Annotated in this window: 9 protein-coding genes and 1 tRNA gene; 6 read left to right on the top strand and 4 right to left on the bottom strand. The window is 66.3% G+C overall.

Annotated elements, in window-relative coordinates; genetic code table 11:
* Positions 1–117 precede the first annotated feature (117 nt).
* Genes ATK36_RS10005 through ATK36_RS32850 form a run of 3 tightly spaced genes read right to left on the bottom strand, consistent with a single transcriptional unit; the run spans position 118 to position 2992 of the window.
* Positions 118–2418, bottom strand: coding sequence for a transposase (locus tag ATK36_RS10005; RefSeq protein WP_098510998.1), 2301 nt, complete (start codon positions 2416–2418; stop codon positions 118–120).
* Positions 2419–2421: 3 nt separating this feature from the next.
* On the bottom strand, positions 2422–2631 hold the full coding sequence (locus tag ATK36_RS32855) for a hypothetical protein (RefSeq protein ID WP_211291846.1): 210 nt from the start codon (positions 2629–2631) through the stop codon (positions 2422–2424).
* Positions 2624–2992, bottom strand: coding sequence for a hypothetical protein (locus ATK36_RS32850; protein ID WP_211291845.1), 369 nt, complete (start codon positions 2990–2992; stop codon positions 2624–2626). Before ATK36_RS32850 ends, ATK36_RS32855 begins: the two co-directional genes overlap by 8 nt.
* Positions 2993–3731: 739 nt before the next feature.
* Between ATK36_RS32850 and ATK36_RS09995 the strand changes: the two genes are divergently transcribed.
* The 3 genes from ATK36_RS09995 to ATK36_RS32140 all read left to right on the top strand — a co-directional run bounded on the left by ATK36_RS09995 (position 3732) and on the right by ATK36_RS32140 (position 7776).
* Positions 3732–6617 carry a PA14 domain-containing protein gene (locus ATK36_RS09995; RefSeq protein ID WP_211291844.1) on the top strand — a complete coding sequence of 962 codons (2886 nt, stop codon included), beginning with the start codon at positions 3732–3734 and terminating at the stop codon, positions 6615–6617.
* Positions 6618–6656: 39 nt separating this feature from the next.
* On the top strand, positions 6657–7064 hold the full coding sequence (locus ATK36_RS09990; protein WP_141544406.1) for a hypothetical protein: 408 nt from the start codon (positions 6657–6659) through the stop codon (positions 7062–7064).
* Between the two features lie 541 nt (positions 7065–7605).
* Positions 7606–7776 carry a hypothetical protein gene (locus ATK36_RS32140; RefSeq protein WP_170069681.1) on the top strand — a complete coding sequence of 57 codons (171 nt, stop codon included), beginning with the start codon at positions 7606–7608 and terminating at the stop codon, positions 7774–7776.
* Positions 7777–8219: 443 nt separating this feature from the next.
* Here ATK36_RS32140 and ATK36_RS09985 read toward each other — a convergent pair.
* Positions 8220–8292: transfer RNA gene (locus ATK36_RS09985), tRNA-Ala, on the bottom strand.
* A 665-nt stretch (positions 8293–8957) separates the two neighbouring features.
* On the opposite strand from ATK36_RS09985, the gene ATK36_RS09980 reads away from it, so the two are divergent.
* From ATK36_RS09980 to ATK36_RS09970, 3 genes are all read left to right on the top strand, one after another.
* A complete protein-coding gene (locus tag ATK36_RS09980) occupies positions 8958–10562 on the top strand; it encodes a coagulation factor 5/8 type domain-containing protein (RefSeq protein ID WP_387000853.1) in 1605 nt (534 codons plus the stop codon).
* 96 nt (positions 10563–10658) lie between these two features.
* Positions 10659–12311: an NAD(P)/FAD-dependent oxidoreductase gene (locus tag ATK36_RS09975; RefSeq protein WP_098510995.1), complete on the top strand. Its 1653-nt coding sequence runs from the start codon at positions 10659–10661 to the stop codon at positions 12309–12311.
* A complete protein-coding gene (locus ATK36_RS09970) occupies positions 12308–13735 on the top strand; it encodes an ATP-binding protein (RefSeq protein ID WP_098510994.1) in 1428 nt (475 codons plus the stop codon). Before ATK36_RS09975 ends, ATK36_RS09970 begins: the two co-directional genes overlap by 4 nt.
* Positions 13736–14092: the final 357 nt, after the last annotated feature.

The following is a 14092-nucleotide window of genomic DNA, read 5'->3' as shown; positions in this document are numbered from 1 at the left end:
CCGGGGTGAACTCGTGCCGGGTCAACCGCCAGCGTTGCCAGCCGGCCGCGTTCTCCCGTGTAACGGCCCGCCCCGGCAGCGCGACGCTGCCCGTGTCCTGGTGGCGTTCGCTCGCCTTCACTGGGTTCCCCGTTCCTCGGGTACGGGCGTGTGCCCCTCGTTCTCGCCGCCGGTGTCGTCGGTGTCGTCGACCAGCACCAGCAGACTGCGACGCCGCAGTCCCTCTCCCAGGCGAGGTGGTGGCTGCGGAACCTCACCGACGGCGTCCTCACGGCGCCGTCGCCGTTCGGCATCGATGGCCTGCTCGGTCTGCCGTGCCCGCAGGCACCAGCCCAACGGCACTACCGTGTCCTCCGGCTCACCCGCCACGGCTGGAGGCGAATCGGTGGTGCTGGTGTCGGTGGGTGGGCGATCGGCTGCCGCCGCCGCGGCCTGGGTGACGTCGCGGGCGTGCTGCGTGCGCTGCTGCTTGGACATCTGGGTCGGCCACTGGTCCACGGGGATCCGGCCACCGGCCAACTCCAGCAACACCGGCAACAGCTCGGTGTCGGACTTGGGCGCCAGTCCAGCCTCGGCGACCGCGCGCAGCAACTCGTGCCGGCGCGCCTCTCCGAACGAGGGCACTTCTCCCTGTGGTGGCAGCCCTTCCCACCGCAACGTGTGCCATTCCAAGGTGTGCGGATCCTGGAAGAACACCTCGCGGGGATCACGCTTGTCGTAACGGATCACCCACTTTCCTTTGTGCCGGCCGCCCCGCCGGGACGCCTCGTTCCGATAAGGACCAAGCGCGGGGCCGTCGTACCACAGACCGCGGACTTTCACCCCGCGCCGTTCGTCGATCTTCACGTGGGCGGTGGGCAGCAGCTGGTAGTACAACGCCGGAGAGGGAACCTCCAGCTGAAACCCGCCCTGCTCCATCGCGGCGGCGAACAGGCTGTTCGGGCTGTGCGAGCCACCGGGATCCCATGCCGGGGCGCACTCGCCGAGCTTCCGGTTCTGCCACACCTTCACGCACCAGGCGGCGATCAGATGTTCCATCTCGGCCATCGTCAGCACCGCGTCCCCCTCGGGATCGACACCCCGGTCGGCGACATCGACCCCCTGATAGCCCAGGAGGAACTCGAACAGCAGGCTCTGGATTCCGGCGAAGGCACGCTCGACGGCGTGCTTGTCGGTTGGCCGCAACACCCTCGAGGGCAGGATGTTCGCCCCGATCAGGCGCTGCACCTCGACCAGATGGTGATTCTTGTAGACCGAGCCGTGATCGATCGTGACCGTCTCGGGAGTGAAGAACGGCAGCGCGGCCACCCGATGCCCAGCGAACTCGGCCACCACCGCGGCGGGAACGCCGGGGTAGGGCCATTCCATGTCCTCACCCCAGTCCGCTCGCAGGGGCAGCGGCATCATCACGTCCCGGATCATCATCGCCACATCCACCGAGGTGTCGGACACCAGCGTGAGCCGGAACGCCACAATCGAATGGGTGTAGAGGTCCAGCGCCATACTCAGGTGCGCTGACACCGGGTCACCGAACACTGTCTCGCGCACCTTCACCGGCATGACGGTGGTGTCCATGGCCACCACCTGGCCAGGCCGGTGCACGACCACGTGCTGCCCATTGGGCCGCACCGCCGCGGCCGACCGCAGGTAGCGCTGGCGGGCACCGCCAGGGCCGAACCACTCGATCCAGGTCGAGCGCAGCGTCTGGTAGCACGGAACAGCCACCTCCGGGCCGAAACGCTCGCGAACGTACTGGTGGATCAGCCGCTCCTTGGTTTTCATGCTCAGCCGCGAGCGATGCAGGCTCTCGGCGTGGACCGCGAAGATCGCTTCCCGTACCTGCTCGGTGATACTGGGCCGTGTTCCGCCGCGCCGCAGCCAGTTCCCCTTGACACAGCCCAGCATCCCGAACGCGCGGCAGTTGGCCGCCAGCCGCTTGAGGGTGCGTTCGCTGATGTGCTCGAATCCCAGCAACCGCGCCTGATCCCGGCCCAGCGCCGTCAGTTCGGCCACTTTGGCCAACCGGCGTTGCGTCAACGTCGTGGACTGCGGATCGTAGGCCGGGCGAGGCTCGCCAGGTGAGGCTCGCAGCGGGTCGCCGCCGCGGAACCCGGTCTCGACCTCCTGCAGGTGCGCGAACCGCATCCGCACCAGTTCCCGCTGGTGCGGCGTCAGATCGTCAAGCACGGCCGGCTGTCGGCCCCCACCAGTGGCGGGCGGCGCAGCGCGGTCCACGGCCGACCGGCAACAGGGGTGGTTGACCAACGCCCGCACCGTGGTCGACAGCTGCGCACCGTCCGGGCGGCACAACAGCACCTGCCCCCACTGCGGCGCGCACGACTGGACCGTCCATTCCACCGCATCCAGCACCACCCCGGCTCCGGGAGACAAGTCCAGCATCCCGGCCCGCGTGCTCATCGCTTACCTCCCTTGGTGAATCGGCCACACGAGGGTGCGGTCGCCCAGCGGCTGGGACAGGTCGATGCTCAACCGCCGGTGCCAGATCAGATGCACCAGATGCGCCCGCGCCACCACGGGCAGCGAGGTCGACGCCACCAGATCCCCGAAGCAGCGACCATCGGCATCAGCGGACGCGCAGAGCTCGGCCTGTAACCCGAGACGATCATCCATCGGCCGCCGCCTGGCCGAGAGCGTGTCCAACGCGCCCATCACATGAGGCCGCCAGCCCGGGCACCACCAGGTAGCGCCACCCCGCGGTCAGCGCCACCTCGTCGGCGGCAGCGAAACACACCCGAGCATCGTCGTCGATGCGCTCGCCCGGACGGACGTCGATCAGCCACGTCGCGTCCTCGCCCACGGCAAGGAAGTCGGGAACATGCTTACGCCAACCCGAAACCGTGGCGAACCGAAGCTCGAACGGCTGGGACAACACCTCGACGAGGCTCCCAGCGAAATCCAACGCGAGCAGAACCCTTTGCTCGGCAAGACTTTCAAACCCGTGGTGGCGCCCGGTGCTGACCATGTACTGCAAGCCCGGACGGTGGCGTTGCCCAGTCCGCCACGTGAAACGACGAAACGGTGCACATCCCGCCGCAGCAACCGAGCCCGCATCACGAACACGGCAGACCACGTCAGATCCCGTGGAGCGCCACGTCGTGGTCCACCGCTTCGTCCAGCCCGCATCAAGCACCAGCTGGCCCCTGTCCCCCCGCCTCACCTCATAGCAAGCCGCGAGGTCGGCCACCTGGCAGGAGTGCGACGGAATCCCGCGATCCGCCCGTACCCCAGGCAGCAGCACACCCCCACCAATACAACTCCCAGCGCCGATTTGCGACGTCCCGGCCATCACCCAAGCTCGCACGGCGTGTCGCAGTCACCCCAAGATCTGCAGCACCGGAGCCGCACCACATTCCTGTTCCCACCAACGTCGGCCCCTACCGGCTGACCGACACACGCGACGGGCCAACCCAGTTCTGACAATCTGAGCCCAGAGGCCAACTATGCCTGACAGAACAGGCCATCTCGCCGTGGCCGCGACACCCAAAAACCTAGGAACGGCAACGCTTCCAAGGCCAAACATCGGTGACAGTCACAGGTGTGTGACAACACGCGCTAGTTGGCGAAGCGAAGCAAGGTAGTTGGCGACTGTGAGTCGAGGTCGCGTGGGCTGGTTGGTATTGCGTTCGGGGTGCGTGTTTCCGTTCGGCGTGGCCTGCTTTCCGAGCTCAACGCCGCGAACGCACTGGACCGGCCGCAGGATGACCAAGTCGGTGAGCTGTTGGGCGACTCGGGGTCCGGCACAACCGGTAGCGACTTGCCAAGTCCAGCGCACCGGAATCGGCCCGGCCGACGGAAGCATCAAGAGCCCGTGGGAGTACGGCAACGACGTCGTGCCCGGGATGAGCGCGGATTCGTTCTCCCTGAGGTTGACCGGCGACATCGTCTTCCCCGCCGTGGGTGACTACAAGCTGCGGGCCAACGTCGACGACGGCATCCGCATGTGGATCGACGACCAGCTCGTGATGGATTACTGGCAGATCAGCAACCCCGCCTGGCGCGAAGCGACCGTCCACAGCGACGCCCCAGGCCAGGCCAAGAAGATCCGCATCGACTACTACGACAACGGCGGCTACGCCAAACTCGACCTCAACTGGATCGCACCCGGCAAAGCCGAAGAACTCGTCCCCGGAACGGCGCTGCGCCCGCGCTACGGGCTGACCACATCGAAGACCGCGTCAGAATCGGACGGAGTGCCCGACAAGGTCGGCACGACGCGGTTCGGCGAGAGCGGCCTCGACCCTGTCTACGGCCTGGCCACGTCCGGACAGGGCAACCCGGCCGGACTGAAGATCAACGGCTCGGTTGGCTACGAAACACCCGGTACCGGTTACCTGCGCAAGACCAGCAAGACCATGGCCACCGGCGCCAAGACCGTTTACGCCTACTACGGCGACACCGAAACCCGCGCCAACCCCTGCGTCGCGGGCAGCGCCCCGGTCAGCCAAGGCGGTCTTGCGAAACTCGTCACCTCAGCCGCCCCGGCGAGCGGACCGGCTCGTGTCGACGAACAGGTCTACGACGCGACTGGGCGTGTGGTCGCCGAGTCCACTGGCGGCGACTGGACTTGCACGACCTACGACAACCGCGACCGGCCCGTCGAGGAGCGCGCCCCCTCGTCGGCGACCTCTGCGGCCGGAACGGTGAAGCACGATTACGGGGTCGGCGGAGACCCGCTCACCAGTTCGGTCTCCGACGAGCAGGGCACTATCACCACCACCGTCGACGTGCTCGGGCGCGTCGTCGCCTACACCGACGTCAACGGCGTTCGGACCACCACCAGCTACGACCAGGTCGGCCGCGTCACATCCAGCACTATTACCCCACCCAATAGTGCTGACGCACCGCACACGCTGATCTATGCCTACGACGATGCCGGGCGAGTCCAAACTCAGAAGCTGGACGGCGTCGTCCTCGCCAGCGTGGCCTACGACAACGCAGGAGAACTGGCTTCGGCTACCTACGCCAACGGCACGAGTCTCAGCGCGCTCGGCAAGGACAACGCAGCCCGGCTGTTGTCACTGGATTGGAAAACCAGCGACAACAAGCACATCGTGTCCCAGGTTGGCCGCACCGCGGCGGGCACGATTATCGACGAGTCCCTCGGCGGCACCGATGCCCGGGCCAACGCGCCCAACTACGTGTACGACGGCGCGGGACGCCTGACCGAGGCCTACGTCACCGGCCACCACTACACCTACGACTACACCTCCACCGCATCCGCGACCTGCCCGGTCGGAACCCAGGCCAACGCGGGCCTCAACACCAACCGGGTGCGCCTGCTCGACCAAACCGCCTCTGGCACCGCGGAAACCCGGTACTGCTACGACGACGCCGACCGGCTCCTCGCCACCGAAGGCGCCACCTCGCTGACCGGGTTCACCTACGACACCGACGGCAACACCACCAGCTGGAAAGCCGCAGACGGCAGCACCACCACGCTCACCTGGGACGGCTCTGGCCGCAACACCGGGGTACGTACCACCGGGCTGACTCCGGCGCTCAACGCCGACATCGCCTACACCCGCGACGCAACCAACCGCATCATTCGTCGCGATCCCCGCGACTGCGACAACAACACCGTCACCCGATACGGCTTCACCGGCGACGGCGATTCTCCTGATCTGACCCTGAACGCCGACAACCGCCTCACGTCCTTGTCGCTCTCGTTGCCCGGCGGCGTGTTGTACACCAGCAAGCTCGGCAACGACGGCAGATTCACCTCCGCTTACGACCACCCTTCTGTCCGCGGCGACCTGGTCCTCACCACTGACATCGCAGGACATCAGGTGGGCGACCTGCGCTCCTACGACCCCTACGGCCAGCCCTTGGCTCCGTCGGGTGCGGTGGACACGCAGAATGTGCCGGACAACTCGCCGGGCTCGATGGACTACGGCTGGCTGGGCCAGTACCAGCGCCCCTACGAACACGCCGGCGCGTTGTCGCTGGTTCAGATGGGAGCCCGGCCGTACAGCCCGCTGCTCGGCCGGTTCCTCTCGGTCGACCCCGTAGAGGGCGGCTCTGCCAACGACTACGACTACGTCGCAGGCGACCCCATCAACGCAACCGACCTCGACGGAACGATGTGGGGATGGCTCAGCGCGGCCGTCAACGTCGTCACCAGCATCGCTGCGGCCGTTTCCAACATCCCGGGGCCGATCGGAGCTGTAGCCAGTGGAGTAGCTGCGGTCGGCAACGCCGTTCAAGGAAACTGGAGAGCGGCTGCTTCTTTTGCGGCCAATGCCCTGAGCGGCGGTGCCGCCCGATGGGTCGGCCGCGCGGTATCCGCGGTCAAGTTCGTCAGCCGGGCGGTCTCTCGCGTAAACTCCGCAGCGAAGGCGAAGGTTGCCTTGAGAATCGCGCACACGATGAACAAGGGCAAGTCACGCGTGGTCGTGGAGACACGAAAAGGCTGGTATCACAACGACCTTTATGGAAAGACGCACCACGAGAAGAAGGTCAAACGTGATATTCCGACACCGCACATGTACCTGCAAGGGCGGAATCATCGGAATCCGACCGGCTGGGGCAGCAAAGGCCCGGTTCGTTCTATGGGATGGCGGGACATTGCCCGTGTTTACCGGCATCTGCGGCGGTAGGAAGCAGGGATGGACGTGAGGTACGACGGACTTCAGCCGTTGAGCGAGCTGGGGCAAACCGATGTAGTGCTTGACGGATGGGGCTCGGTGGACCTGCGCAACGGCGCGCATGTCGACCGGCTGGGTCTCGTCGTGGGCTCCAGGTCGATAGACCTGGAGGTCGAGTTCGGACTGGAGAACGGGTCCGGCGAAGCGAGGTTGACTCTGTTGTTCTCCGATGTCAGCGTTTTCAGCCTTGAACCGGAGCTTCCGCTCGAAGTCGATCCGGCATACGGACATGCGCTGCTAACCGAGTTGAGAGCCTGGCGAGATACTCGACCTGGGTTCGAGAGAAGAGCCGGATTTTCCCTCGGCACCACTTTGATGTCCCTGGATTTCTATGCCACTGGGCTTTCAGCGACGGTGCGGCCCCTCGACGGTGAAAGAGGAATCGAAACGGGTGGATAGGGCGGCACGCGATGGCGCGTGCGGCGGCCACCCGTCGCCCGGTGTCATAGGCAGACGAACCTGTTGCAAGAGCATTACGACCGCCACCGCCGGGGCCCGTTGGGGAAGATGGCTGGGTGGCGGCGAACCGCTGCCGTCCGTTCGTCATGTCGGTGCCCTCTTTGCCTGTTCGCGTCGGGGATATTCGTCGGAGCGGTACCGGTTCGGAGTGGTGCCGCCGCTGGCGGGCGCATTTCAGCGACGGCAGCAGTTCCGGGCGATCGACCGGCATCCGAATCGGGGCGCTGCGGGCTCTCGACGTCTGGCAGTCCAGCCGTGTGCGTGCTGACCGGGCTCGGCGGCGTGGGCAAGATCCAGCTGGCCGCGGAGTTCTCCGAGTGAGCCTAGGCTTCCGGCGAAGTGGACCTGCTGGTGTGGGTTGCCGCCAGTTCCCGTGAAGCGATCGTGTCCGCGTACGCGCGGTTGGCCGCCGATGTGACCGGAGTGGAAGACCCGGCCCCGGAACTGGGCGCGGTGCGGTTGCTGCAGTGGCTGGCCGCCAATGACCGCAGATGTCTGGTGGGTCCTCGACGACGTGCAATGCCCGGCGGACTTGCAGGGCCTGTGGCCTCCGGCGGTTGCGGCCGGGCAGGTGCTGGTGACCACTCGGCGGAAGGACGCGGCGTTGTGGGGCCGCGGCAGGCATTGGGTGGAGGTCGGAGTTTCCGGTTAAACCGAGGCTCGCTCCTGCTTGGAGGCGGTCCTCGGCGACCAGCCGCAGGTTCGGCAAGATGCGACGACCTGTCGCGGGACCTGGGGTATCTGCCGCTCGCGCTGGCGGCGATGTCGTAACTGCCGTAGGCGGTGACGAATGACCGGAGCTGACGTCGGTGATGCAGGCAAAGTCGGCTTGTGACTATCTCCGTTGCCTGTGCGCAATAACGCACCGAACACGGCTCGCTGCACGCTGAAGAACCTTCAGGAGATCACCCGGGTCGGCGACATGTTCTGGAGCACTGTTGTGCACCGATGCGAAATGGGGTCAGGGCTTGCTCCAAGGTTGCTCCAGCTACTGGACGGTAGCTGAAGTCAGGGGAGGCAAAACTCATGATGAGGTATCACGAAAAAACCGCCCTGCCTGGACTTTTACATCCAGAGGGCGGTGTTTCGTCACGGTGGAGCTAAGGGGACTCGAACCCCTGACCCCCTCACTGCCAGTGAGGTGCGCTACCAGCTGCGCCATAGCCCCGAAGCGAAGTTTCCTCCGCATCTCGTAGGGAAGACAGTACACCCCGCGCCTGCGCGGCTTCGGGCGGGGTCTGCTGGCCGGTGTCGGACAGTGACGTGGCAGGTAAACGGGATGTTCATGACTTGCTTCAACCAGGCATGGCCTCCCGACTGGCCACTGGAGCGTCGTTCGCAGGTGGTGACATTGGGTAGGAATACGTTACTTAGAGTGTCAAGGGTATCTGGGTGCAGGAAGTCGGCCGGGCCGCGAATGCGGTAGTGCAGCTGTACAGCTGAGTTGGGACAAACGCGCAGAGCTGGCGATCTCACCGTATGGGTGATGGCGACCGGCAGATGCGCGTGGTGGTGGACAGCGCAGGCGGGTGGAAGGCAACGGGCTGCTCCGGTGCGGGCGAGGGAGACGTATGTCTCGGGCGACGGACGTGGCGTTGACCAGCAGTGGTGGGTTGTTCCCGCGCCGGTCGGCGGGACGTGGTTCGTGACCCGGAGGTAGGGCACGGCCTCGGGGGTGGTCGGTGGTTCGGCGACAGGTCGGCGTCCCCCGCGGTAGTACGTCTGTACTGCAGCCGACGCGTAATCGTTCAGACTTACCCCGTGGGTGGCACAACTTCTCCGAAGGCTGCGCAGCCGGACTTGGGGCCGAACGTCGTGATCTTCGATCCGTCGATGTCGAGCGAGATCATTCAGTGCAGATTGGATGGCATCTTCTCGCAGCAGGAGAGGAACCAGTTCGGTAGCGAGCGGTACGCCGTCATGTTCAAACCGGGCACCTACGCCAACGACGTGAACGTCGGCTTCTACACCCAGGTGCTCGGCCTCGGCAGCACGCCCGGCGAGGTCACCATCAACGGTGCGGTGCACGTCGAGGCCGAGTGGCTTCCGCCGAACAACGCCACCCAGAACTTCTGGCGCGGTGCGGAGAACCTGTCGGTGAACCCGGCCGGGGGAGCGGATCGCTGGGCGGTCTCGCAGGCCAGCCCGTACCGCCGGATGCACCTCCACGGTGACCTTCTGCTCGACGACGGAGGCTGGTCCAGCGGCGGCTGGATCTCCGACACGAAGATCGACGGCCAGGTCCGTTCGGGTTCGCAGCAGCAGTGGATCTCGCGGGATTCCCAGTTCGGCAGCTGGCACGGGGCCAACTGGAACATGGTGTTCGTGGGGGTTGAGGGGGCGCCGGCGGGGACCTTTCCGACGCCGCCGTACACCACCGTCGACCGCACGCCAGTGGTGCGGGAGAAGCCGTTCCTCTACCTCGACGACGCCGGGGACTATGAGGTCTTCGTGCCCGCGCTGCGCACGGAGACTTCGGGTGTGACCTGGGCGAACGGTGCCACGCCCGGTACCTCTCTTCCGGTCGACCAGTTCCACATCGCGAAGCCGGGCGCGACCGCGCTGGAGATGAACGCGGCACTGGCTGCGGGCAAGAACCTGCTGGTCACTCCGGGGGTGTACCACCTTGACCAGCCCTTGCACGTGACCCGGCCCAACACCGTGGTGCTCGGCCTCGGCATCGCCACATTCGTCCCGGACGACGGGATCACCGCGATGAACGTGGACGACGTAGACGGTGTGAAGGTCGCGGGCCTGCTGTTCGACGCCGGCACCACGAACTCGGACACGCTCATGCAGGTCGGGCAGCCCGGCTCGCGAGCCGACCACGCGGCGGACCCGACCTCCTTGCACGACGTGTTCTTCCGGGTCGGCGGCGCGGCGGCGGGCAAGGCGACCACGAGCCTCGTCATCAACAGCAACAACGTCATCTGCGACCACATGTGGATCTGGCGTGCCGATCACGCGGCGGACGTGCGCTACGTCGGCTGGGACATCAACACCGCGGACACCGGGATGGTGGTGAACGGCGACGACGTGATCACCTATGGCTTGTTCGTCGAGCACTTTCAGAAGACCGAGGTGGACTGGAACGGCGAAGGCGGGCGCACCTACTTCTTCCAGAACGAAATGCCCTACGACGTCCCTGACCAGGCCGGTTGGCGGAACGGTTCGACGAACGGCCACCCCGCCTACCGGGTCGCCCCGGACGTGACCAGGCACGAGGCCTGGGGGCTGGGCAGCTACTGCTTCTTCAGCGCCGACCCGTCGGTGGCCGGGGAGCATGCGTTCGAGGCGCCGGAGACCCCGGGTGTCCGGTTTCACAACATGGTGACGGTGTCGCTCAACCATCAAGGCACCATCACGCACGTGATCAATGACCTCGGCGAGGAGACTCCGGACGGCTCGAAGCCGGTGAACGTGGCGAGTTACCCGTAGCCACCATCCGGATAGCCTGCGCACGCCCTGGCGGGTGCGGGCCTGGTCTTTTGCTGGTCGCCGCCAGGGGCGTGGCGGAGTCGTAGGCTGTTCTGTGTGAGCCAGCCGATCCTGATGACCGTGGACGACGACCCCGCTGTATCGCGGTCGGTCGCGCGGGACCTGCGCCGCCGCTACGGCAAGGACTACCGCGTGATCCGCGCCGATTCGGGGGCCGACGCGCTCGACGCGCTTCGCGAGATCAAGCTGCGAGGCGACGCGGTCGCGGCCATTCTCGCGGACTACCGCATGCCGCATATGGACGGCATCGTCTTCCTGGAGAAGGCGATGGATCTGTTCCCCAACGCCCGCCGCGCCCTGCTGACCGCCTACGCGGACACCGACGCGGCGATCCAGGCCATCAACGTGGTGGATGTCGACCATTACCTGCTCAAACCGTGGGACCCGCCGGAGGAGAAGCTGTACCCGGTCATCGACTCGCTGGTGGAGGCGTGGCTGGCGGTCGGCGACCGCCCGGTGGAGGAGACGAAGCTGATCGGTCACCGCTATTCGGCGCCGTCGTTCCGGATGCGGGACTTCCTCGCTCGCAATGCGGTGCCCTATCGGTGGTATTCCGTGGACGACGAGGAGGCCGGTCGCATCCTGCAGGCCGCCGGCGCCTGTGCGGCCGACATTCCGGTGGTGGTCACCCCGGACGGCACGGTGCTCAAACAGCCTTCCGGCGGTGAGATCGCCGACGCCGTCGGCCTGTCCACTCGCCCGGCGCAAGACTTCTATGACCTCGTGGTGATCGGCGGCGGTCCGGCTGGGCTGGGCGCCGCCGTGTACGGCGCGTCGGAGGGCCTCCGCACGGTGCTGGTGGAGCGGAAGGCCACCGGGGGCCAGGCGGGCACCAGCTCGCGGATCGAGAACTATCTCGGCTTCCCGGACGGGGTGTCCGGAGCCCAGCTCACCGACCGGGCCCGTCGTCAAGCGCAGAAGTTCGGCGCCGAGGTGCTCACCGCGAGGGACGTCACCGGCCTGGAGGCGCGAGGGTCGAGCCGTGTGGTCACCTTCGGCGACGGCTCTGAGATCGCCGCGCATTCGGTGATCCTCGCCAGCGGAGTCACCTACCGTTCGCTCGAAGCCGACGGCATCGAGGAGCTGACCGGCCGAGGTGTCTACTACGGCTCCGCGGCCACCGAAGCACCCGAGTGCGAGGGCGAGCACATCTACATCGTCGGTGGTGCGAACTCCGCCGGACAGGCCGCGGTGTTCTTCTCCCGGCATGCTGCCGATGTCACGCTGCTCGTACGCGGCGGTTCCCTGGAGTCGTCGATGTCGCACTACCTCATCGAGCAGCTCGCGGCCCTGGACAACGTCCACGTGCGAACGCACACCACTGTGGTCAAAGCTCATGGCAACGACCACCTCGAATCCATCACGGTCTGCGAAAACGGTGCGACTGAGACACTCGACACCGGGCACCTCTTCATCTTCATCGGGGCCGCCCCGCGCACGGGATGGCTGGGGGACGCGATGCTGCGTGACGGGCATGGCTTCGTCCGGACCGGCCCGGATCTGATCGAGGACGGCCGTCGTCCGGCCGGCTGGGTTCTCGACCGGGATCCGCACTACCTGGAGTCGTCCGTACCCGGGGTGTTCGTCGCGGGTGACGTCCGCTCGCAGTCGGTGAAACGGGTGGCCTCCGCCGTCGGCGAAGGAGCCATGGCCGTCACCCTGGTCCACCGTTACCTGGAGGAACAGTGACCGAGCCCGCACTGTCGCGCAAGGAATTGCGCAGCCTGTTCCTGTTCGAGCACCTTTCCGAAGAGCAGCTCGGCTGGATCGAAGAGCACGCCGCGGTCGAGGAGTTCAAGGGTGACTCCGTGGTGTTCCGCGAGGGCGACCCGGCGACCTGCTTCTACGTGCTGCTCGGCGGTGCGTTGCGGATGACCCGGCAGGTGGCCGGCGCCGAAGTCGAGACCAAGCGATCCGATCAGCGGGGGTCCTATTGCGGGGCAACCCAGTTCCTCGCCCACGAGAACAGCGAGGCGACCTACAGCGCGACTATCTACGCGGTGAGTGACCTGACCTTCCTCACCTTGCCCGCCGCCGAGTTCGCGGTGGAGTTCCGTCGTTGGTTCCCGATGGCCGCGCATCTGCTGGAGGGCATGTACCTCGGCTGGCGCAACAACGACGCGCTCGTGTCCTCGCGGCGCCGCCTGGTCGCGCTCGGCGAGCTCTCCGCCGGGCTCATGCACGAGCTGAACAACCCCGCCGCGGCCGCGGTGCGGGCCACCGCGGCGCTGCGCGAGCGGGTCGGCGGGATGCGGCACAAGCTGGCGATCCTGGCGAAGAAGGACATCGACCCCGATCTGCTCGAGTTGCTGCTCGATGTCCAGGAGCGGCTCGTGAAACAGGTCGCCGACGCGCCGAAACTCAGCGCGATGCAGCAGGCCGACCGCGAGGACGAGATCGGCGACTGGTTCGACGAGCGCGAGATCGACCAAGGCTGGGACCTGGCCAACATCTTCGTCGCCGCCGGGCTCACTGCCGAGAATCTGGACCACGTACTGGAATCGGTCGGCAAAGGACTGCTCGACGGGGCGATCCGCTGGCTCGCCTACGCTCTCGAAACCGAGATGCTCATGGGGGAGATCGAGGATTCCACCAGCCGGGTCTCGACCCTCGTCGGCGCCGCGAAGCAGTACTCGCAGATGGATCGTGCCCCGCACCAGTTCATCGACGTCCACGAGGGGCTCGATTCCACGCTGGTGATGATGTCCGGCAAGCTGGGCGAAGGAATCCGGGTGGTCAAGGAATACGACCGCTCGATCGCCCGGATACCGGCCTACGCCGCCGAGCTGAACCAGGTGTGGACCAACATCATCGACAACGCCGTGTGCGCGATGGGCGGGCAGGGCACGTTGACTTTGCGTACCTGGCAGATCGGGCAACAGATCCGAGTGGAGATCGGCGACACCGGTCCGGGCATCCCGGAAGAGGTGCGGCAGCGCATTTTCGAGCCGTTCTTCACCACTAAGGGCGTGGGCGAGGGAACCGGGCTCGGGCTGGACATCTCGTGGCGCATCATCGCGGACCGGCATTCGGGCGACATCAAGGTGACTTCGGTGCCCGGCGACACGCGGTTCGAGATCTGCCTGCCGGTGGAGGAACAGGCCTCGATCTGAAGCGGTCCGTACGGACCGCCGCCGCGCGGCGGTCGAGACGTTTCGTGCGCTGGATCTTCGGGATCGGCTGGTAAAGGCGTTCATTGGTCGTACCCCTCGGAGACGGTGTGGTGCTCGATTTCGAGAGTAGCCGCGCAGACCGGCTGCGATCCGGCTCATTTTCTGACTTTTGTTGTGCAGCAACGATTTTCCTCGATCAATACTGCCTGATCGAGTGATTCTTCTGGGCGACGGGTTTCGCGCTGCGAGCCGGCCTTGCCGGGAAAGCGGTGCTACAGAGGCCCGTTCGGTCCATTGTGGATAGTGAACCTCTGGCTGCCGGAATCCCTCGTTGATGCCGCCGGAGATGATCGGCAC

The sequence above is a fragment of the Amycolatopsis sulphurea genome, from assembly GCF_002564045.1.
GTDB lineage: Bacteria > Actinomycetota > Actinomycetes > Mycobacteriales > Pseudonocardiaceae > Amycolatopsis > Amycolatopsis sulphurea.
Note: the sequence above shows the minus strand (reverse complement) of the source record. Positions and strands in the feature narration are given on the sequence as shown.

Coding starts and splice junctions, on each gene's coding strand:
- ATK36_RS32855 (WP_211291846.1), bottom strand. CDS start 2,631: ATGGATGATCGTCTCGGGTTACAGGCCGAGCTCTGCGCGTCCGCTGAT.
- ATK36_RS09980 (WP_387000853.1), top strand. CDS start 8,958: ATGTCGAGCGAGATCATTCAGTGCAGATTGGATGGCATCTTCTCGCAG.
- ATK36_RS10005 (WP_098510998.1), bottom strand. CDS start 2,418: ATGAGCACGCGGGCCGGGATGCTGGACTTGTCTCCCGGAGCCGGGGTG.
- ATK36_RS32140 (WP_170069681.1), top strand. CDS start 7,606: ATGACCGCAGATGTCTGGTGGGTCCTCGACGACGTGCAATGCCCGGCG.